This window comes from Falsirhodobacter sp. 20TX0035 (assembly GCF_028307215.1).
Classification (GTDB): Bacteria; Pseudomonadota; Alphaproteobacteria; order Rhodobacterales; family Rhodobacteraceae; genus Falsirhodobacter.
The window spans coordinates 14945-33078 of sequence record NZ_JAQMHV010000010.1 but is presented as its reverse complement, the minus strand read 5'-3'; the positions used below and the strand labels follow the sequence as shown (position 1 = coordinate 33078).

General features: G+C 67.1%; 19 protein-coding genes. 10 read left to right on the top strand and 9 right to left on the bottom strand.

Translation table 11 applies throughout. The features are described from left to right. The 3 genes from PIJ50_RS11585 to PIJ50_RS11575 are packed head-to-tail and all read left to right on the top strand — an operon-like array spanning position 1 to position 3477. Positions 1-918, top strand: a complete 918-nt coding sequence (locus tag PIJ50_RS11585) for an ABC transporter permease (RefSeq protein ID WP_271975427.1) — start codon at positions 1-3, stop codon at positions 916-918. Continuing rightward, complete coding sequence (locus tag PIJ50_RS11580; protein WP_271975425.1) at positions 911-2542, top strand: ABC transporter ATP-binding protein; 1632 nt, start codon at positions 911-913, stop codon at positions 2540-2542. The genes PIJ50_RS11585 and PIJ50_RS11580 overlap by 8 nt, the downstream gene beginning before the upstream one ends. After that, positions 2539-3477, top strand: coding sequence for a 2-hydroxyacid dehydrogenase (locus tag PIJ50_RS11575; RefSeq protein ID WP_271975423.1), 939 nt, complete (start codon positions 2539-2541; stop codon positions 3475-3477). Before PIJ50_RS11580 ends, PIJ50_RS11575 begins: the two co-directional genes overlap by 4 nt. On the opposite strand, the gene PIJ50_RS11570 is transcribed toward PIJ50_RS11575, so the two are convergent. Further along, positions 3474-4175 (bottom strand): GntR family transcriptional regulator, encoded by a 702-nt coding sequence (locus tag PIJ50_RS11570; RefSeq protein WP_271975420.1) that lies wholly within the window; start codon positions 4173-4175, stop codon positions 3474-3476. The genes PIJ50_RS11575 and PIJ50_RS11570 overlap by 4 nt on opposite strands. A gap of 122 nt (positions 4176-4297) precedes the next feature. Here PIJ50_RS11570 and PIJ50_RS11565 point away from each other — a divergent pair, with 122 nt between their 5' ends. Genes PIJ50_RS11565 through PIJ50_RS11555 form a run of 3 tightly spaced genes read left to right on the top strand, consistent with a single transcriptional unit; the run spans position 4298 to position 7870 of the window. Further along, on the top strand, positions 4298-5203 hold the full coding sequence (locus PIJ50_RS11565; RefSeq protein ID WP_271975419.1) for a dihydrodipicolinate synthase family protein: 906 nt from the start codon (positions 4298-4300) through the stop codon (positions 5201-5203). Between the two features lie 53 nt (positions 5204-5256). Further along, a complete protein-coding gene (locus PIJ50_RS11560) occupies positions 5257-6762 on the top strand; it encodes an ABC transporter substrate-binding protein (protein ID WP_271975416.1) in 1506 nt (501 codons plus the stop codon). A gap of 52 nt (positions 6763-6814) precedes the next feature. Then, positions 6815-7870, top strand: a complete 1056-nt coding sequence (locus tag PIJ50_RS11555) for an Ldh family oxidoreductase (protein WP_271975415.1) — start codon at positions 6815-6817, stop codon at positions 7868-7870. Positions 7871-8014: 144 nt separating this feature from the next. On the opposite strand, the gene PIJ50_RS11550 is transcribed toward PIJ50_RS11555, so the two are convergent. The 3 genes from PIJ50_RS11550 to PIJ50_RS11540 form a co-directional block, all read right to left on the bottom strand. Continuing rightward, positions 8015-8740: a ribonuclease activity regulator RraA gene (locus tag PIJ50_RS11550; protein WP_271975413.1), complete on the bottom strand. Its 726-nt coding sequence runs from the start codon at positions 8738-8740 to the stop codon at positions 8015-8017. A 12-nt stretch (positions 8741-8752) separates the two neighbouring features. Continuing rightward, positions 8753-10486 carry an L-arabinonate dehydratase gene (gene araD / locus PIJ50_RS11545; protein WP_271975411.1) on the bottom strand — a complete coding sequence of 578 codons (1734 nt, stop codon included), beginning with the start codon at positions 10484-10486 and terminating at the stop codon, positions 8753-8755. A 156-nt stretch (positions 10487-10642) separates the two neighbouring features. Then, a complete protein-coding gene (locus tag PIJ50_RS11540) occupies positions 10643-12100 on the bottom strand; it encodes a lipopolysaccharide biosynthesis protein (RefSeq protein WP_271975410.1) in 1458 nt (485 codons plus the stop codon). Between the two features lie 193 nt (positions 12101-12293). On the opposite strand from PIJ50_RS11540, the gene PIJ50_RS11535 reads away from it, so the two are divergent. Further along, positions 12294-12980, top strand: coding sequence for an SOS response-associated peptidase (locus tag PIJ50_RS11535; protein WP_271975408.1), 687 nt, complete (start codon positions 12294-12296; stop codon positions 12978-12980). 246 nt (positions 12981-13226) lie between these two features. Here PIJ50_RS11535 and PIJ50_RS11530 read toward each other — a convergent pair whose 3' ends face one another. The 4 genes from PIJ50_RS11530 to PIJ50_RS11515 all read right to left on the bottom strand — a co-directional run bounded on the left by PIJ50_RS11530 (position 13227) and on the right by PIJ50_RS11515 (position 15953). Beyond that, on the bottom strand, positions 13227-14021 hold the full coding sequence (locus PIJ50_RS11530) for a DUF6635 family protein (protein ID WP_271975406.1): 795 nt from the start codon (positions 14019-14021) through the stop codon (positions 13227-13229). An 84-nt stretch (positions 14022-14105) separates the two neighbouring features. Then, entirely contained in the window at positions 14106-14792 is a 687-nt protein-coding gene (gene arsH / locus PIJ50_RS11525; RefSeq protein WP_442900735.1) for an arsenical resistance protein ArsH, read from the bottom strand. A gap of 388 nt (positions 14793-15180) precedes the next feature. Beyond that, positions 15181-15600, bottom strand: coding sequence for an arsenate reductase (glutaredoxin) (gene arsC / locus PIJ50_RS11520; protein WP_271975550.1), 420 nt, complete (start codon positions 15598-15600; stop codon positions 15181-15183). A gap of 2 nt (positions 15601-15602) precedes the next feature. Next, positions 15603-15953: an ArsR/SmtB family transcription factor gene (locus PIJ50_RS11515; protein ID WP_271975403.1), complete on the bottom strand. Its 351-nt coding sequence runs from the start codon at positions 15951-15953 to the stop codon at positions 15603-15605. A gap of 177 nt (positions 15954-16130) precedes the next feature. Between PIJ50_RS11515 and PIJ50_RS11510 the strand changes: the two genes are divergently transcribed. From PIJ50_RS11510 to xth, 3 genes are all read left to right on the top strand, one after another. Continuing rightward, positions 16131-16511 carry a DUF6481 family protein gene (locus PIJ50_RS11510; protein ID WP_271975401.1) on the top strand — a complete coding sequence of 127 codons (381 nt, stop codon included), beginning with the start codon at positions 16131-16133 and terminating at the stop codon, positions 16509-16511. A 110-nt stretch (positions 16512-16621) separates the two neighbouring features. Continuing rightward, entirely contained in the window at positions 16622-17107 is a 486-nt protein-coding gene (locus tag PIJ50_RS11505) for a hypothetical protein (RefSeq protein ID WP_271975400.1), read from the top strand. Positions 17108-17146: 39 nt separating this feature from the next. Then, positions 17147-17917 carry an exodeoxyribonuclease III gene (gene xth / locus PIJ50_RS11500; RefSeq protein WP_271975398.1) on the top strand — a complete coding sequence of 257 codons (771 nt, stop codon included), beginning with the start codon at positions 17147-17149 and terminating at the stop codon, positions 17915-17917. Between the two features lie 7 nt (positions 17918-17924). Here xth and PIJ50_RS11495 read toward each other — a convergent pair whose 3' ends face one another. Then, a complete protein-coding gene (locus tag PIJ50_RS11495) occupies positions 17925-18110 on the bottom strand; it encodes a DUF3606 domain-containing protein (RefSeq protein WP_271975397.1) in 186 nt (61 codons plus the stop codon). Positions 18111-18134: the final 24 nt, after the last annotated feature.

Genomic DNA, 18134 nt, shown 5'->3' with positions numbered 1-18134 from the left:
ATGACAGACACAGCGACGACGACGCCGCGCGGTAAGGGACCCTTCGGCACCTTCCTCAAACTCCTCTGGGCGGACAAGTTCGCTTTCGTGGCCATGCTGTTCCTGGCCGTCGTGATCTTCTGCGCCCTGTTCGGGCCTTGGCTGATGGGCGACGCGGCGGGCGGGCTGAACCTGCGCGGCCGCAACGCGCCGCCGTTCCAGTTCGACCTGGGCTGGGCCATGATGCTAGGCGCGGATTCGCTGGGCCGGCCGCTGCTGCCCCGGGTGATCATCGCGGCGCAGAACACCATGATGGTGGCGGCGGGGGCGGTCCTCTGCTCCATGATCATCGGCACCTGCCTGGGGCTGGTGGCGGGCTATTCGCGCGGCCGCCTTGGCCAGATCATCCCCCGCTTTGCGGACGTGATCATGTCCTTCCCCTCGCTTCTGCTGGCGGTGATCGTGCTTTACATGCTGGAGCCCAGCGTGACCAACATCATCATCGTGCTGGCGATCACCCGCATCCCCGTCTACCTGCGCACCGCCCGGGCCGAGGTGCTGGAGATCCGCGAGCGGATGTTCGTGCAGGCCGCCACCGTCATGGGCGCCTCCTCCACCCGCATCATCTTCCGCCACATCCTGCCGGTGATCCTGCCGACGCTGATCACCATCGCGACGCTGGACTTCGCCTTCGTGATGCTGGCCGAAAGCTCGCTCTCGTTCCTCGGGATCGGCATTCAGGCGCCCGAGATCACGTGGGGCCTGATGGTGTCGCAGGGCCGCGCCTATCTGACGAACGCGTGGTGGCTGTCGTTCTGGCCGGGTCTGGCCATCATCCTGACGACGCTGTCACTGAACCTGATCTCCAACTGGCTGCGCATCGCGCTGGATCCCGCGCAACGCTGGCGGCTGGAAATGGGAGGACGCAAGAATGGCTGATCATCTGCTGGAAGTCCGCAACCTGTCGGTGGAATTCCACACCGCGCAAGGCGTCGTGAAGGCGGTGGAGGACGTGTCCTGGCACCTCGACCGCGGCGAGACGCTGGCGATCCTGGGCGAATCCGGGTCGGGCAAGTCCGTCTCGGCCTCGGCCGTGATGAACCTGATCGACATGCCGCCGGGCCGCATCCGGCAGGGCAAGATCCTGCTGGACGGCAAGGACCTGCTGAAGATGACGGACGAGGAGCGCCGCCGCATCAACGGCAAGCGCATCGCCATGGTCTTCCAGGATCCGCTGGCCCACCTGAACCCCGTCTACACTGTGGGCTGGCAGATCGCCGAGATCATGCGCGTCCACGGCACGCCGCAGGCCGACGCACATGCCCGGGCGCTGGCCCTTCTGAAGCGCGTGGGCCTGCCCGAGCCGGAGGCGGCGCTGAACAAGTATCCGCACCAGTTCTCGGGCGGGCAGCGGCAGCGGCTGATGATCGCGATGGCCGTGGCGATGAAGCCTGACATCCTGATCGCGGACGAACCCACGACCGCGCTGGATGTGACCGTGCAGGCCGAGGTGCTGTCCCTGATGCAGGAGCTGCAGAAGGAAACCGGCATGGGCATCCTGCTGATCACCCACGACCTGGGCGTGGTGGCCGAAATCGCGGACCGCGTCGTCGTGATGAACGGCGGCCGCGTGGTGGAGACGGGGCAGGCCGCCGAGGTCTACACCAACCCCCAGCACCCCTATACGAAGAAGCTGATCGGCGCGGCCCCCGGCAAGGGCGAGATGCCGGTCGAGGGCGACCGGGATGGGGAGCCGCTGCTGAAGGTGCAGTCGCTGCAGAAATCCTATGGCGCGTTCCACGCGCTGAAGGGCGTCACCTTCACCATCATGCCCGGCGAAACCGTGGCCGTGGTGGGGGAAAGCGGATCGGGCAAGTCGACCCTCGCCCGCGCCCTTTTGCGGCTGGAGGAGCCGAACGGCGGCAAGGCCATCTATCGTGGCCGCGATCTGGTGACGATGGCGCCGAAGGACCTGTTCAAGATGCGCCGGGACATCCAGATGGTGTTCCAGGATCCGACCCAATCGCTGAACCCGCGGATGACGGTCTACCAGATCATCGCCGAGGCCTGGGCCATTCATCCCGACATCCTGCCGAAGTCCCAATGGCGGGGCCGCGTGTCGGAACTGCTGACCAAGGTGGGCCTGCATCCGGAAATGGCCGCGCGCTATCCGCACCAGTTCTCGGGCGGGCAGCGGCAGCGGATCGCCATCGCCCGCGCCCTGGCGATGGAGCCGAGCCTGATCATCTGCGACGAAGCCGTGTCGGCGCTGGACGTGTCGATCCAGGCGCAGGTCATCCAGCTTCTGGACGGGCTGCGGAAGGAATTCGATCTGTCCTACCTGTTCATCGCCCACGATCTTCCCGTGGTGCGGGACTTCGCCGACCGTGTGATCGTCATGAAGGCGGGCCGCATCGTCGAGGAAGGGCCCGTGCGCCAGGTCTTCGACCACCCGCGCGAGGAGTATACCCGCGCGCTTCTGGCCGCGAGCCTTGATCCCGATCCCAATGTCCAGGCCGCCCGCCGGGACGCGCGCCGCAACATGGAGACTGCCGTCGCATGAAACCCGATCTTCTGGTCGCCTTCACCCCCCGCGCGCTTCAGATGGCGCAGCTGGAGGAAGCTTACACCTGCCACCGCTATGACCGTGCGACCGACAAGCCGGCCTTTCTAGCGGAATTCGGGCCGCGCTGCCGGGCGATGTTCTGCAACGGCCATCTGCATGTGGACACGACCTTCCTCGACAACATGCCGGCGCTGGAGATGATCGCCGTCACCTCGGCGGGGTTCGAGACGATCGACGTGGGGGCGCTGAAGGCCCGCGGCATCCGCATGACCAACACCTCGGACGCGCTGGTGGACGACGTGGCGGACATGGCCGTGCTGCTGATGCTGGCCGCCCGCCGGCAGCTGGTGGAAGGGGACGCCTATGTGCGGTCGGGTGACTGGGGCCAGATGGGGATGTTCCCGCTGACCACGTCGACCCGCGGCAAGAAGGCGGGGATCGTTGGCCTTGGCAACATCGGCCGCGCCATCGCCAAACGGTGCGAGGTGTTCGGGCTGGAGATCGCCTATTCCGGCCGCACGAAGAAGGACGTGCCCTACACCTTCTTCGACAACCCGACCGATCTGGCCCATTGGGCGGACATCCTGATCGTCGCCACCTCGGGTGGGGCGGACACGGAGCATCTGATCTCGGCTGACGTGCTGCGCGCGCTGGGCGAGAATGGCAGCTTCGTCAACATCGCCCGCGGCACCGTGGTGGACGAGGAGGCGCTGATCGCGGCGCTGGAGAATGCCACCATCGCCAGCGCCGGTTTGGACGTCTTCGAGAACGAGCCCACACCGGACGCGCGCCTTCTGGAATTGCCGAACGTGGTGCTGTATCCCCACCACGCCAGTGGCACGGTGGAAACGCGCGACGCCATGCACCAGCTGGCGGTGGACAACCTTGCGGCCTTTTACGCCGGACAGCCGCTTCTGACGCCGGTGCTCTAGGTGAAGTAGTCGGGGTGCTTCTCGCGAAGCGCTTCGACCTGCAGGACGGTCCGGCTCAGGTGGCTGCGGGCGGCGTCCATGGCGCCGGGGGCGTCCTGCGCCTCGATCCGGTCGACGATGGCCGTGTGGCGTTCCAGGATGTCGGAGATCTTGCCGGGATGAGGGAGGTGAAGTTGACGAACGCGTTCCATATGTCCCGCCCGTTCGCGCACCAGCCGGTGCAGGTCGGGCTGGCCCGCCGCGATGAACAGCGTCTGGTGGAACAGCTCGTCCAGTTCCTGAAAGATGCGGTATTGCGACGGATCGTCGCCCACCGCCTGCTGCATCCGGATGATGGAGCGGAGGCGCGCGATCGTGCCTTCGGGAAGATCCTCGGCCAGGCGGCGCGACACTTCGGTTTCCAGCGCCACGCGCAGGAAATGCGCCTCGCGCAGCTGCTCGGTGTCGATGCGGCTGACGATGGTCTTGGACTGGGGGCGGATCGTGACCAGCCCGTCATGGGCCAGCTTCTGCAACGCTTCGCGCAGGGGGGTCTGGCTGACGCCGTATTCCTCCGTCAGCTCGGTCCGCGACAGGACGGTGCCGGGCGGAAGATCCAGCGTGATGATGCGTTGGCGCAGCGCGTCGTGGATGCGCTGCACCGTGTTCGCCGCGGGCTGGTCGTTCATCGCCAGCCCCGAATAGGAGGTCGGGTTCATCCTTTTGGTCCTTCCTGCGCGGCCAGCGGCACGAACTTACAGATTGAGATTTCTAGAACGCTAATATATAAGAATCAAGAGGTGTCGGGGGAGCGACGCCTTCATCCACCGGAGGAGAGACGATGCTGCAACAGGCCTTGACGGGTATTTCGGGCATTCTGGTGACGCCCTTCGACGAAGGGGACCGCATCGCGCCCGCGCGTCTGCAGCCGATCATCGACAAGGCGCTGGCCGCCGGGATGCACATCCCCGTGGTGAACGGCAACACGGGTGAATTCTACGGCCTGACGATGGAAGAGGCGGAGGAGATGATCCACGCCGTCACGGGCATGGTCGATGGCCGCGCGCCGGTTCTGGCCGGGGTGGGGCGCAGCGTGGGCGACGCCTGCCGTCTGGCCCGCGCGGCGGCCAAAGCCGGGGCCGCCGGCCTGATGGTGCACCAGCCGCCGGATCCCTTCACCGCGCCCCGCGGCGTCAAGACCTACCTGTCCCGCGTGGCCGAGGCGGCGGACGGGCTGCCGCTGGTTCTGTATCTGCGCAACGACGCCATGGGCGCGGCCGCGATCGCCGACCTGTGTTCGGTGCCGGGCGTCGTCGGCGTGAAATGGGCTTCGGCCAATCCGCTGCGGCTGGCCGAGGCGATGGCCGCCTCCGACCCCTCCATCGTGTGGGTGGGCGGTCTGGCCGAAGTGTGGGCGCCCGCCTTCTACGCCGTGGGGGCCCGGGGGTTCACCTCCGGTCTCATCAACATCTGGCCGGAACGGTCGATGGCCATCCACGCGGCCTTGGAAGGGGGCGACTATGCCTGCGCACGCGCCCTGATCGCCGACATGGCCCCGTTCGAGGAGATTCGGGCCGAGGAGATGAACGGCACCAACGTCACCGGCGTGAAGGCGGCGCTGGCCGCAGTGGGGCAGGATTGCGGGCCGACGCGGGCCCCGTCCGCCTGGCCCCTGACCGCCGCGCAGGACACGAGGATGCGCGCGTTCCTTCAGGCCAACGGCCTGGCTCGGCGCAGCGCGGCCTGACGGATCGACGCCCGCACCCCGACCGGGGGCGGGCTTTTTGCTTTGGGAGGAGCATGATGAAAGCCTATCTGACCGCCACGGCCGCACTGGCCCTCATGGCCACCGGCGCCTATGCGCAGGACCGCAACATCACGGTCGTGCTGTCGCAGAACGTGGATCTTGTGGATCCCTGCATGTCCGCACGCCAGAACGTCGGCCGCGTTGTTTCCGAAAACGTGAACGAGATGATGGTGGAGTTCGACTATGTCGATGGCGGGCTGAAGCCGCGCCTGGCCACTGAATGGTCGCAGGTCGATGACGACACCTGGCAGTTCAAGCTGCGCGACGGGGTGAAATGGCACGACGGCACGCCCTTCACCGCCAAGGACGTGGCCTTCACGCTGGAGCGCAACAAGAACCCGAACCTGACCTGCGAAGTGGGTGGCAAGTATTTCGGCGGGATGGAATTCTCGGTGGACATCAAGGATGACCACACGATCGACATCACCACGAACCCGCCATCGCCCATCCTGCCGCTGCTGATGACGGTGATGCCCATCGCCTCGGCCACCGCCACCCCGGTGGACGAGCTGACGCGCAAGCCCGTCGGCACCGGCCCCTACATCTTCGACCAGTGGAACGTGGGCCAGTCGCTTGTCCTGAAGCGCAACCCCGATTACTGGGGCGAGCAGCCGCAGGTGGAGCAGGCGACCTACATCTCGCGCGCCGACAGCGCGGTGGCCGCGGCCATGGTCCAGACGGGCGAGGCCGACATCGTGCCGTCTATCGCCATGCAGGACGCGACGAACCCCGACACCGACTTCGCCTATCCGAACTCGGAAACCACCTACATGCGCATCGACACGCGCACGGCGCCGCTGGACGACCGCCGCATCCGCGAGGCGCTGAACCTGGCCATCGACCGCGAGGCGATGATCGGCACCCTTCTGCCCGAGGAGGCGCAGATCGCGAGCCAGCTCGTGGTGCCGACGACCATCGGCTACAACAAGGACATGAAGCCCTGGCCCTATGACCCCGAGCGCGCGAAGGAACTGGTGGAAGAAGCCAAGGCCGACGGCGTTCCGGTGGACACCAAGGTGCTGATCGTGGGCCGGAACAACCTGTTCCCGAACGGGACGGAAACGATGGAAGCCATGATGGCCATGTGGCAGGACATCGGCCTGAACGTCGAACTGCAGATGAACGACGTGTCGGTGCACAACACCTATTTCGTGCGGCCCTTCAACCAGGACGGCGTGCCGACCCTGACGGAAGCGATGCATGACAACGCCACCGGCGACCCCGTCTTCACGGCCTATGTCAAATACGCCTCGAACGGGATCCAGTCGATGGTGGTCAACCCCGAGCTGGACAAGATGATCGCCGACGCGACCATCGCCTCGGGCGATGAGCGCGCCGCGATGTGGTCCGAGGTGTTCCGCGTGGCCGAGAACGACATCATCGCCAACGTGCCGATGTTCCACATGGTGGGCTTCACCCGCGTGTCGCCGCGTCTGGACTACCAGCCGACGATCGCCGCCAACTCGGAACTGCAACTGGCGCAGATCGGCTTCCGCTGATCCCGCCTTGCGCCGCGCCTTCGGGCGCGGCCTTTTCATGTCCGGAGAGACCATGCCCCGCATCCCCCACGACACCCTGCGCGCCTTTGCCGAAACGATGCTGACCCGCGCGGGGATGGAGGCCGACAAGGCCGCCGCCACCGCCGAGATCCTGGTCGAAGGCGACATGATCGGCCACGACACCCATGGCGTCAGCCTGATCTCTTGGTATCTGGACGCGCTGGCGGACGGGTCGATGAATGGCGTTGGCGGCTACGAGGTGGTGTCGGATCGTGGCGCGACCTTTGTCTGGGACGGGCGTTTCCTGCCAGGGGCGTGGCTGTTCACGCAGGCGCTGGATCAGGCGATGGACCGCGTGGCGACGCATGGCGTGGTGACGGCGGCGATCCGCAATTGCCACCACACCTGCGCCTTGTCGGCCTATCTGCGGCGGGTGACGGAACGGGGGTTGATCGCGCAGATCAGCTGTTCGAACCCCGGCGCCGCACGCGTGGCCCCGTTCGGCGGGCGCAAGCCGGTGCTGACGCCGAACCCGCTGGCCGTGGGCCTGCCCACCCGGTCGGACCCGATGCTGATCGACGTCTCCACCTCCATCGCGACGACGACGATGACGCAGCAGCTGGCCAAGAAGGGCGAACGCTTCCCCGAAGCGTGGGCGCTGACGGCCGAAGGTGCGCCGACCGACGATCCTTCGGAGGTGACGGAACGCAGCGGATCGCTGATGCCGCTCGGTGGTGCGCTGAAAGGGCACAAGGGCTTCGGCCTTGCGCTGATGGTGGACGTGCTGGGGCAGGGCCTGTCCGGGCGCGGCCGCGCAAACACCGACAACGGCACCTTCGCCCAGTCGGCGTTCCTTCAGGTCATGGACCCCGAAGCGTTCAGCGGTCTGGACGCCTTCACCGAACAGTCCGAATGGACGGCGGAGGCCTGCCGCACCAATCCCCCGGCTGCGGGCAACACCGGCCCGGTCCGGGTGCCCGGCGACAGCGCGGCGCGCAAGCGTCGCGACGCGCTGGACAAGGGTGTGGCGATCTCGGACGAACTGGCGGCCAAGCTGGCCCGCGCGGCCGAACGCGTGAACGTGGCGCTGCCCGCCGAACTGGCGTGAAAAAACCGCCGAGGTTTTAGGTTCCTTCGGGCGAACTGACGGTCAAGCTGGCCCGTGCCGGCGAATGCGTGAACGTGGCGCTGCCCGCCGAACTGGCATGAAAAAACCGCCGGGGCCCATGGCCTCGGCGGTTCGTTCCGGCTGTCAGCGGCCGGTCTTTTCCCGCCACGCTTGGTATTTCTGCAGGCTTTCTTCCTTGGTCGGGGGATAAAGGCCGATCACGGCCGCGCCATCCAGCACCTGCTCCAGCACGAAATCCTCGAAGCTTTCCATGCCAAGGCATTCGTCGGCCAGTTCCTCGGCCAGATGGGCCGGAACGACGATCACGCCGTCGCGGTCGCCCACCATCACGTCGCCCGGGAACACCGCCACGTCACCGCAGGCGATGGGGATGTTGATGTCCAGCGCCTCGTGCAGGGTCAGGTTCGTGGGGGCGGAGGGGCGCTGGTGATAGCAGGGCATGTCCAGCTTGCCGATGCCTTCGGCGTCGCGGAACCCGCCATCCGACACCAGACCTGCCGCGCCGCGCATTGCCAGACGCGTCACCAGGATCGACCCGGCCGAGGCGGCGCGCGCGTCCTTGCGGCTGTCCATCACCAGCACATGGCCGGGGGGGCAGGTTTCGATCGCCACGCGCTGCGGGTGGTCGGCGTTGCGGAAGACCGTGATCTCGTTGCGATCCTCGCGCGCGGGGATGTAGCGGAGGGTGAAGGCCTGCCCCACCATCGTCACCGGCTTCGGGGCCACGGGCACGACGTTCTGGATGAACTGGTTGCGCAAGCCCCGCTTGTACAGCGCCGTCGCCAGCGAGGCGGTGGAGATCTTGCGGTACTTGGCCCGCGTGTCCTCGGACAGGACGTAGTCGGTCATGGTCGGCTCCATTCAGAAGATGTCGGGCTGGCGGACGGCGCCGCCGAACGAGGTTTCGAGGAAGTCGAAGTCGCAGCCCTTGTCGGCCTGCGTCACGTGGCGCGAGAACATCCAGCCCCAGCCGCGCTGGTAATGCGGTTCGGGCGCGACCCAGGCGGCGCGGCGACGTTGCAGTTCCGCCTCGTCCACCAGCATGTCAAGCGTGCGGTTCGGCAGGTCCATCCGCACGATGTCGCCCGTCTTCAGCAGCGCGAGCGGGCCGCCGACGAAGCTTTCGGGGGCCACGTGCAGGATGCAGGCGCCATAGGACGTGCCGGACATCCGCGCGTCGGAAATGCGCAGCATGTCGCGGTGGCCCTGCTTGATCAGCGCCTTCGGGATCGGCAGCATGCCCCATTCGGGGAAGCCCGGACCGCCCTGCGGACCGGCGTTGCGCAGGACCAGAACGTGATCCGGCGTTACCTCCAGGTTCTCGTCGTCGATGGCCTTCTTCATCTCGGGGTAGCTGTCGAAGACCAGCGCCGGGCCCTGATGGACGTGGTATTTCGGATCGCAGGCGGCGGGCTTGATGATCGCCCCGGCAGGGCACAGGTTGCCGCGCAGCACGGCCAGCGAGCCTTCGGCATAAACCGGGTTCGACAGCGGGCGGATCACGTCGTCGTTGTAGACGACCGCACCTTCAAGGTTCTCGGCCAGCGTCTTGCCGGTCACGGTCATGACGGAGCCGTCGAGACGATCCTCGATCTGCTTCATCAGCGCGCGCAGCCCGCCCGCGTAGAAGAAGTCCTCCATCAGGTAGTCCTTGCCCGACGGACGGACGTTGGCGATCAGCGGCGTGTTGCGGCCCAATTCGTCCAGATCGTCCAGCGTCAGGTCCACGCCCGCGCGGCGCGCCATGGCGATCAGGTGGACCACGGCGTTGGTGGAACAGCCCGTGGCCATGGCCACGATGGCCGCGTTCCGGCAGGCCGCGGCCGTGATGATCTTGTCGGGGGTCAGATCCTCCCACACCATGTTGACGATGCGGCGGCCGCAATCGGCGCCCATGCGCTGGTGGTTGGCGTCCACGGCGGGGATCGACGACGCGCCGGGCAGCGTCAGCCCCATCGCGTCCGTGATCGCCGTCATGGTGGACGCGGTGCCCATTGTCATGCAGGTGCCCGCCGAGCGGGCGATGCCGCCCTGCACGCCCACCCATTCGGCGTCGCTGATGTTGCCCGCGCGGCGTTCATCCCAATATTTCCAAGCGTCCGACCCGGACCCGAGGATGCGGCCCGCATAGTTGCCGCGCAGCATCGGGCCCGCGGGCAGGTAGATCATCGGCACGCCCGCGCTGATCGCGCCCATGACAAGGCCCGGCGTGGTCTTGTCGCAGCCGCCCATCAGCACCACGCCGTCCAGCGGGTGGGACCGGATCATCTCCTCGGCCTCCATCGCCAGCATGTTGCGATACAGCATGGAGGTCGGCTTGGTGAAGCTTTCATCGACCGACAGCGAGGGCAGCTCGACCGGGAAGCCGCCCGCCTGCAACACGCCCCGCTTCACATCCTGCGCCCGTTCCTTGAAGTGGGCATGGCAGGAGTTCAGCTCGGACCAGGTGTTGAGGATGCCGATGATCGGCTTGTCGCGGAAATCCTCCTCGGAATAGCCAAGCTGCATCAGCCGCGAGCGGTGCCCGAAGCTGCGCAGATCGTCGGGGGCGAACCAGCGGGCCGAGCGCAGATCGGCGGGGGTTTTGCGGGTCATGGTCGTGTCCTGTCTCGTCCGGAGGAACATGACGACGGGCCGGTCGATGCGCGCGCGCAACGGGGTTCCCGCGAGTCGGACCTCCTCCCAAAGTCCGATGTAAAAGGATACTAATATATAAGACGAGGGTGTCAATCGGCTGTTTGCAGCGCCGGATCAGGCGGGCACGGCCACCTTCGACCGTCGGCGGGCCACCGCGCGGAACAGTTCCATGCAGCGCGACCGGTCCAGCAGCAGTTGGCACAGGACGTAGACCGTGCCCCCCAAAATCACGCCTGTCAGCAGGCCGGGGGCGGGGGACATGGGCACCCGCACCGCCGCCTCCCGCACCGCAAGGCACATGATCGCGCCGGAGATCAGGGGCGGCGCGATGGTCCGGGGCAGGCGGCTGTTCAGAAGGTCCAGCCGCCGCAGCACCGGAAAGGCGAAGACGGGCACCATCAGCGCTGTCAGGACCAGCAGGGCCAGCACCGCCGCCTCCAGCCCCCGTGGCGCCACCCCCCACAGCACTCCGATCGTCACGACGGTGGAGGCGAGGGCCCAGCCGAACTGGAACCGCATCCGGCCCCAGGCGGTCAGGATCGACCCATGAATGTCGGTCAGCGTGCCGATCAGGGCGCGCAGCGACAGGATCATGACCAGCGGCACCACGGCCCCCTTGTCCTGCCCCAGGAATAGGGTGGTCGCGTCGCCGGCCACGGCAATCAGGCCAAAGCAGATGGGGGACATCACGACCATCAGCGCGTGGCACACGTTCAGATAGGCGCGGCGGGCGCGTTCGGGATCGTCCTGCATCCGGGCAAAGACGGGCAGCGTCAGCGTCCGCACCACCTGCACGATCGTGCGCAGAGGCGTCTGCACGATCTGGGCGGCCAGCGTGAAATACCCCAGTGCCGCCGTCGACAGCGCGGCCGCGAGGATCGGCCGTTCCGCGTTCGCGCCGATAAAGGTGATCAGGCTGGCAAAGGACGCCCACGCCCCAAAGCCGAGCATCGGCGTCAGCGCGCCGAAGCTGAACCGCAAGCGCGGCCGCCAGCGGGCCTGAAGGTTCACCATCAGGCAGGCAAACAGAGAGAACATGATCAGCTGCGCGATCAGCGCGCCCAGCTGGAAGCCCAGAAGAACAAGGATGATTGCGGTGATCGCGCCCGCCGCCGTACCCGCCGCCTCGCCCAGCGCAAGTTCGCGAAAGCGCATCCCGCGTTCCAGAAGGGAATTCGGCACCCCCTGGATCGCCGTGATCAGGAACACCGAGGACGCCCAGCGCAACGGCTCCGCCATGGCCGGGGTGTCGAACAGGCCGGCGATCGGTGCGGCGAAGGCGATGGTCAGTCCCGTCAGGGCAAGGCCGATTGTCAGGTTCATCCAGAACACGCTGTCGATCTCCAGCGGCGTGATCTCGGCCTTCTGGACAAGGGCAAGCCGGGTGCCGACATCGCCGATCACCTGCGCCAGCCCGGTGACGACGATGATCAGCCCGGCGATCCCGAACTCCTCGGCCGACAGGAAGCGGGACAGGATCGACAGGGTGACAAGGCTGACAAGGATGCGGAAGACGCGCATCCCGCTGATCCACCACGCCCCACGGATGGTCGCCGATTTGAAACCGCTCATGACATCACACTCTTGCACATAGGACGGGGCGCCGATGTCGCGGCGCGACGATTCGGACAGGACGATGTTGGCACGTTCCCGTGCGGGCCCCTACGCCGTTCTTGCAACCTGTAGTTGATGTTCGAAGGGCCGCGTGGTGGAGGCGGACCTTTCGCGCCGCCGGCACGTTCCCTGGTGCGCGAAGGAGACGACCATGTGCAACCTGTATTCCCAGATCGCCGGCCCGGACGAAATCCGACAGGCCGTCGAGGATGTCGACGTGATCGAGCGGACGGGCAACCTTGCCCCGCAGCGCGGGATCTATCCCGACTATGCGGCGCCCGTGCTGCGCCACGGGGAGGGTGGGATGGAGTTGTCCATGGCGCGGTGGGGGATGCCGACGCCACCGCGCTATCTGACCGGCAAGCGCACGGATCCCGGCGTGACCAATGTGCGACGGGTGGATTCGCCCCATTGGCGGCGTTGGCTGGGGGTGGAGCATCGCTGCCTCGTGCCCTTCACCAGCTTTTCCGAAATGGACAGCCGCCCCGGCGCGCCGCGCAACCATCCGGTCTGGTTCGCACTGGACGAAAGGCGGCCGCTGGCTTTCTTCGCTGGCATCCGGACGCACTGGACCTCGGTCCGCAAGCTGAAGGAGGGGGAAACGACGGACGAGCTTTTCGCCTTCCTGACCTCCGACCCGAACCGGGAGGTGGGGGAGGTGCACCCCAAAGCGATGCCCGTCATCCTGACGGAGCCGGAGGAGTGGAAGATCTGGATGACGGCCCCGGTGCTCGAGGCCCTCTGCCTTCAGCGCCCGTTGCCCGACGGCCGCCTGCACATCGTGGCCGAAGGCGTGCGCGAGGATGCCCGGGCTTGGATGGGTGCCTCCATCTCCTGAACCGCAGCGCGTTCACCGCCGTATTGGCCATGTCTTGGCGGCAGGTGGCGTGATTTCAGTGCAGGGGGTTGGCGTCTTCTCCTCCTGAACCATCGCAGCGCATTCACCGTGGCTTAGATCCCGGCTGCGCGTGACGTGATTTCAGGGCGGAGGCTAGGCGCTCTATACTACCACAACGCGCGCTGCCGCGTCCGCTATGTCCGCCACGTAAGGCGCAAGGTTCGGGTTGGGCGGGGATGGGCGCCGCTATCCCCTGAACCACCGCAACGCATTCACCGCCGCGTCCGCCAGATCTCCGCTGCGGGCGACGTAATGTTCCGGGGCGGTGAAGCGGCCGGTGCCGGGGGCCTCACGCTCGGCTGCAAGAGCCTCCACCAGCCGGCGCAGACGGTTCTGGTGCAGGCCCAGCCGCCGCTGGACCGGATCGGTGAGGATGCCCGCGAAGGTGGCCATGAGCGCCAGCACCAGCACCAGCGCGGCCCCGGTCAGGACCACGGTCGACATCGGCACCTTCGACGGAAACGCCGAATACCACACCGCCCCCAGCGCGCCCCCCAGCGGAAACGACGCCACCGCCGCTCCTTGCGCCATGACGGCAGCCAGTGCAGGCGCCAGCGACAGCACCCCCGGCGTCAGCGACTTGAAGGTGACCGCGCCGAAGCCGAGGGTGCCGACGGTGGTCGCAATCTCGTTCGTGGCGTTGCGGGTGGCAAGGTAGTCGTCGATCGCGCCTTGCGGGATCAGGCCCAAGGGCTCCAGCAGGTCGCGGTACAGCCGGCGGTCCAGTTCGGCCGCAAGGGCGGTGCGGAACATCAGGGGGCGGGCGGTGATCCAGCGCGCGGCGCGGGTCAGGCGCAGCCCGCCCAGGATCACGCCCGCCAGCTTTTGCAGCAGGAACAGCGGGGCCAGCGCCACATTGGCCGGCGCGCGCAGCAGGTCCCAGCCGATGGCGTGCCGGTGAAGCTTCATGCTGCCCCAAAGGCTGAAGTTCCGCTGCGTGAACGCCTCCACCGCGGCGGCCCGATCCTGTGCGGTCTGCATCTGCCCCCTCATCCTGTCACCCTTAGGATCAACTTGGGCGCGGGGTGATGGCATGGCAAGGGCGGGGACATCCCGCCCGCCGCTTCACGTCGCGGCCGTCAGGTTCAGACGTTCCTGCACCTTTTCCGCCGCCTCCTTCCGCTCGCTGTAGCGGTTGGTCAGGTCTGGCCGATCCCGGGTCAGGAGGGTGAACTTCACCAGCTCCTCCATCACGTCCACGATCCGGTCGTAATAGGGGGAGGGTCTCATGCGACCATCCTCGTCGAACTCCTCATAAGCTTTCGCGACCGAGGACTGGTTGGGGATCGTCACCATCCGCATCCAGCGCCCAAGGATGCGCATCTGGTTCAGGGCGTTGAAGCTTTGCGACCCGCCCGAAACCTGCATCAGCGCCAGCGTCCGCCCCTGCGTGGGGCGGATCGCGCCCATCGACAGGGGGATCCAGTCGATCTGCGCCTTCATCACGCCGGTCATCGCGCCATGGCGCTCGGGGCTGGTCCAGACCTGCCCCTCGGACCAGAGGCAGAGGTCCCGCAACTCCTGCACCTTGGGGTGATCCGCCTCGGCATCGTCTGGCAGCGGCAGGCCGTCTGCGTGAAAGATGCGCGTTTCGCAGCCGAAATGGCGCAGCAGGCGTTCGGCCTCCAGCGTGGCGAAGCGGCTGTAGGACCGTTCGCGCAGTGACCCATAAAGCAGCAGGATGCGCGGCGGCGGGCCATCGATCTGCGGCAGGCGCAGGGCATCCGGTGACAGGTTGGGCAGGTCGGGGATCATGCGGAAACTCCGTTAGGGAACCAGCGTCGGCCTAGCCGCTGCGTGACGCTGAGAGGAAAAATCAGAACCTTTACCACCGGGCGGATCGCGACGGGGCGGGCTGGGTGGAAAGCTGCGAGGGCCGGCTTGAAAGTATTGCCGGCGTGGGAAGGGGCGGTGGCCGTGAGGCGCGGATGATCCTTCGTGATCCACAGTTCCATCGTTGAACGGACAATGAGCCGCACGGCAGGAGAGTTTGCCAGCGGCACGGCGATGCGCAGCGCGACCGTAGGATGCCGCCCCTCAGGCTGACCATCGCGGCAGGATCTTCGGCAGGAACACGTCTCTTCACGAGCGATCCGGACGCAGCGCCCCGGAGAGCCGATGAGGACGCACAGGCGCCGCATCAGACGCTTCGCATGCGTTGACCATGTTCGTCCACGACCCGCTCGCCATCCTCCTTGGTGAACGCGGTCGGCTGCGGCGGCAGAAGGTCCAGCACCGCCTCGGACGGGCGGCAAAGGCGGACACCCTGAGGGCTGACGACCATGGGCCGGTTGATGAGGATCGGATGGGCCATCATCGCGTCGATCAGGGCGTCGTCGGTGGCCTCGTCCAGCCCAAGCTCGGCATAAGGGGTGCCCTTCTGCCGCACCAGATCGCGGGGCGTGATCCCCATGCGGGCGATCAACTGCACCAGCAGCGCCCGCGCCGGCGGGGTCTTCAGATATTCGACCACATGCGGCTCGACCCCCGCATTGCGGATCATCGCCAGCGTGTTGCGGGACGTGCCGCAGGCGGGGTTGTGATAGATCACGATGTCCATGGTCAAGCCGTCTCCGTGGCGGTGGGTTCGCAGGCCAGCATCTTCAGGGCGGGCGCGCAGATTTCGGGGTGGCCTTGGCAGCAGTCGCGCAGCAGAAAGCCGATGAGGTCGGTGAAGGCGGGATACAGCACGGTGTAGATGATGAACCGCCCGTCACGGCGCGAGCGGATCAGGCCCGCATGTTCCAGATGCGTCAGGTGAAACGACAGGCGCGAGGTGGCGGCTCCCACGGCCTCTCCCAACGCACCCGCCGCCAAACCGTCCGGCCCGGCCTGGATCAGCCGCCGCACGATGCGCAGCCGCGTTTCCTGGGACAGCGCCGCAAAGGCGGCCAGCGCGCGTTCCTCTTCCATCGACTCAACCTCTCAAGTAATATTGAAACAATAGCATGGAGATTGGCTTGCGGCAAGCAGGTGGTGGACATGGCGGATGTCAAAGGCGCCCGTTTGCTGATAAGCTCGCCCCTTCCGGCACGCCGTGCCGCCGAGATCCGGGGCCTGTTGCGCCGGGTCCACCCACAGGAACAGAATTTGAAAAACCAAGACACCGCCGGCCTGTCCGACCGCCAATCCTCTGCCGCACGGGCAAAGGCGTCCCTTCTGGAGGCGTTCAAGGCCGCGAAAACCGCCGCCGAACCGACCCGCACCGCGCGCGAGGCGGAGCGCGCCGCCGTGGCCGAGGCGCGGGAGGCGCGCCGGGCCGCCCGCGATCAGGAAAAGCGGGACGCGCAGCAGAGGGCGAAGGAAGAGGCCGACGCCAAGGCCGCCGCAAGCGCTGCCGCCGAAACGGCCGATGCCGATGCCCGCGAAGCCGCCGAAAAGGACCGCATCGCGCGCCTTCTTGCGGATGACGCGGCGCACAAGGCCAGGCGCGACCAGCGCTATGCCAACCGCAAGAGCCGTCAGGGCTGATCCTTCCCGCCGTCGGCCGCATCCGGCCGGCGGCGCGCGCGTGGCCTTGCGCGCGTCCTGCGGATCGTCCCAATGTGGATGCATTGCGGCCGAACCCGATGGGAACCTTCATGCGCCAACATCTTCTTTCTCTCGTTCTGCTCGGCACGCTCGCGCTGGCCGCCCAGCCGTCGGGCGCGCAATTTGCCACGCTGCCCTCGGCCGGCACGCCGATGGTCTTCTCGCCCCCGCAATGCAACGCCCTGAGGGAGGTGGAGGACGCCGTGGCCACCCGTTCGGCCGACGACATCGAGCGCATCGGAGCCGCGATGGACGCCAACCGCAACGCCAGCCCGGCCGAGGTGGCGCGCATCTCCGGCCTTTCGGTCCCAACGGTCACCACGATGGGGGCGCTGGACCAGCAGCAGGGGATGGCCTTTTCGCTGGTGTTCGGCTCCATGCTGCGGCAGTTCCATCCCGACCTGCTGATGAAGGTGCTGCGCGAACGCGGGCCGCTGGGGCAGGTGCCCGACGTGTCGAGCAACCCATTGGGTCTGGCATTGCTGGACGGGCTGATGAACACCGCGCAGCAAAGCTACTTGACCCAGTGTTCCTGAGGGGTCGGAACCGGGCGGGCTGACGCATCGTTCGCCCGGATGAAGATCGCGACCTTCAACATCAACGGCGTGCGCGGCCGGCTTCCCCTGCTGAGGCAATGGCTCGCCGAGGCGGCACCCGACGTTCTGTGCCTGCAGGAGTTGAAATGCCCCGGCACCGCCTTTCCGGAGGAGGAGCTTCGTGAGGCGGGCTATCGCGCCGTCTGGAAGGGGCAGCGCGCCTGGAACGGCGTCGCGATCCTGGCGCGGGACGCGGAGCCCGTCCTGACGCGCGACCATCTGCCGGGGGAAGAGGATGGACCCGCCCGCTACATCGAGGCGGCGGTGGGCGGCGTCCTGATCGGCTGCGTTTATGTCCCGAACGGCAATCCGCGCCCCGGTCCGAAGTTCGATGACAAGCTGCGCTGGCTTCAACGGTTCGAGGATCATGCGGCCGGTCTGCTGAAGGCCGGGATCCCGGTCGTGCTGGCCGGGGACTTCAACATCATCCCGACCGACCTTGACGTCCACAAACCGGAGCGGTGGGCCGAGGACGCGCTGTTTCATCCAGGGGTGCGGCAGGCGTTCAAGCGGCTTGGGGCGGCGGGGTGGGTCGATGCGCTGCGGTCCCGGCATCCCGGTGAACAGGTCTTCACCTTCTGGGACTACAAGCGGCACGCCTACGACCGGAACGCGGGGCTGCGGATCGACCACCTTCTTCTGTCACCCGCACTGGCCCCCACCTTGCGGGCGGCCGGGGTCGACGCGCATGTGCGGGGGTGGGACAAGCCGTCCGATCACGCGTCGGTTTGGATTGCGCTGGAACGCTGAGCGGCGGTCAGTCCTTGTCTTCCAGCCGATCCTCGACCCGGGCGCGGCTGTTGCCCACATCCTTGATGGCGCTCTTCACCTCCTGCTTGGAAACGCCTTCCTTGCGGGCCTCGTAGCGGACTTCATGCTCCTGACCGCTGGCGACGAGTCGGCGGTCCTGGGCGCGGCCACGGGGTGTCTGTTTCTGAGTCATGATCCTCTCCTTCCCATAGTGAAC

What these genes read in the sequence shown, in the direction of transcription:
- PIJ50_RS11560 (WP_271975416.1), top strand. Translation starts at nt 5,257, where the DNA reads ATGATGAAAGCCTATCTGACCGCCACGGCCGCACTGGCCCTCATGGCC.
- PIJ50_RS11505 (WP_271975400.1), top strand. Translation starts at nt 16,622, where the DNA reads ATGCGCCAACATCTTCTTTCTCTCGTTCTGCTCGGCACGCTCGCGCTG.
- PIJ50_RS11580 (WP_271975425.1), top strand. Translation starts at nt 911, where the DNA reads ATGGCTGATCATCTGCTGGAAGTCCGCAACCTGTCGGTGGAATTCCAC.
- PIJ50_RS11530 (WP_271975406.1), bottom strand. Translation starts at nt 14,021, where the DNA reads ATGCAGACCGCACAGGATCGGGCCGCCGCGGTGGAGGCGTTCACGCAG.
- araD (WP_271975411.1), bottom strand. Translation starts at nt 10,486, where the DNA reads ATGACCCGCAAAACCCCCGCCGATCTGCGCTCGGCCCGCTGGTTCGCC.
- PIJ50_RS11535 (WP_271975408.1), top strand. Translation starts at nt 12,294, where the DNA reads ATGTGCAACCTGTATTCCCAGATCGCCGGCCCGGACGAAATCCGACAG.
- PIJ50_RS11570 (WP_271975420.1), bottom strand. Translation starts at nt 4,175, where the DNA reads ATGAACCCGACCTCCTATTCGGGGCTGGCGATGAACGACCAGCCCGCG.
- PIJ50_RS11550 (WP_271975413.1), bottom strand. Translation starts at nt 8,740, where the DNA reads ATGACCGACTACGTCCTGTCCGAGGACACGCGGGCCAAGTACCGCAAG.
- PIJ50_RS11540 (WP_271975410.1), bottom strand. Translation starts at nt 12,100, where the DNA reads ATGAGCGGTTTCAAATCGGCGACCATCCGTGGGGCGTGGTGGATCAGC.
- PIJ50_RS11495 (WP_271975397.1), bottom strand. Translation starts at nt 18,110, where the DNA reads ATGACTCAGAAACAGACACCCCGTGGCCGCGCCCAGGACCGCCGACTC.
- PIJ50_RS11585 (WP_271975427.1), top strand. Translation starts at nt 1, where the DNA reads ATGACAGACACAGCGACGACGACGCCGCGCGGTAAGGGACCCTTCGGC.
- PIJ50_RS11555 (WP_271975415.1), top strand. Translation starts at nt 6,815, where the DNA reads ATGCCCCGCATCCCCCACGACACCCTGCGCGCCTTTGCCGAAACGATG.
- arsC (WP_271975550.1), bottom strand. Translation starts at nt 15,600, where the DNA reads ATGGACATCGTGATCTATCACAACCCCGCCTGCGGCACGTCCCGCAAC.
- xth (WP_271975398.1), top strand. Translation starts at nt 17,147, where the DNA reads ATGAAGATCGCGACCTTCAACATCAACGGCGTGCGCGGCCGGCTTCCC.
- PIJ50_RS11515 (WP_271975403.1), bottom strand. Translation starts at nt 15,953, where the DNA reads ATGGAAGAGGAACGCGCGCTGGCCGCCTTTGCGGCGCTGTCCCAGGAA.
- PIJ50_RS11565 (WP_271975419.1), top strand. Translation starts at nt 4,298, where the DNA reads ATGCTGCAACAGGCCTTGACGGGTATTTCGGGCATTCTGGTGACGCCC.
- PIJ50_RS11575 (WP_271975423.1), top strand. Translation starts at nt 2,539, where the DNA reads ATGAAACCCGATCTTCTGGTCGCCTTCACCCCCCGCGCGCTTCAGATG.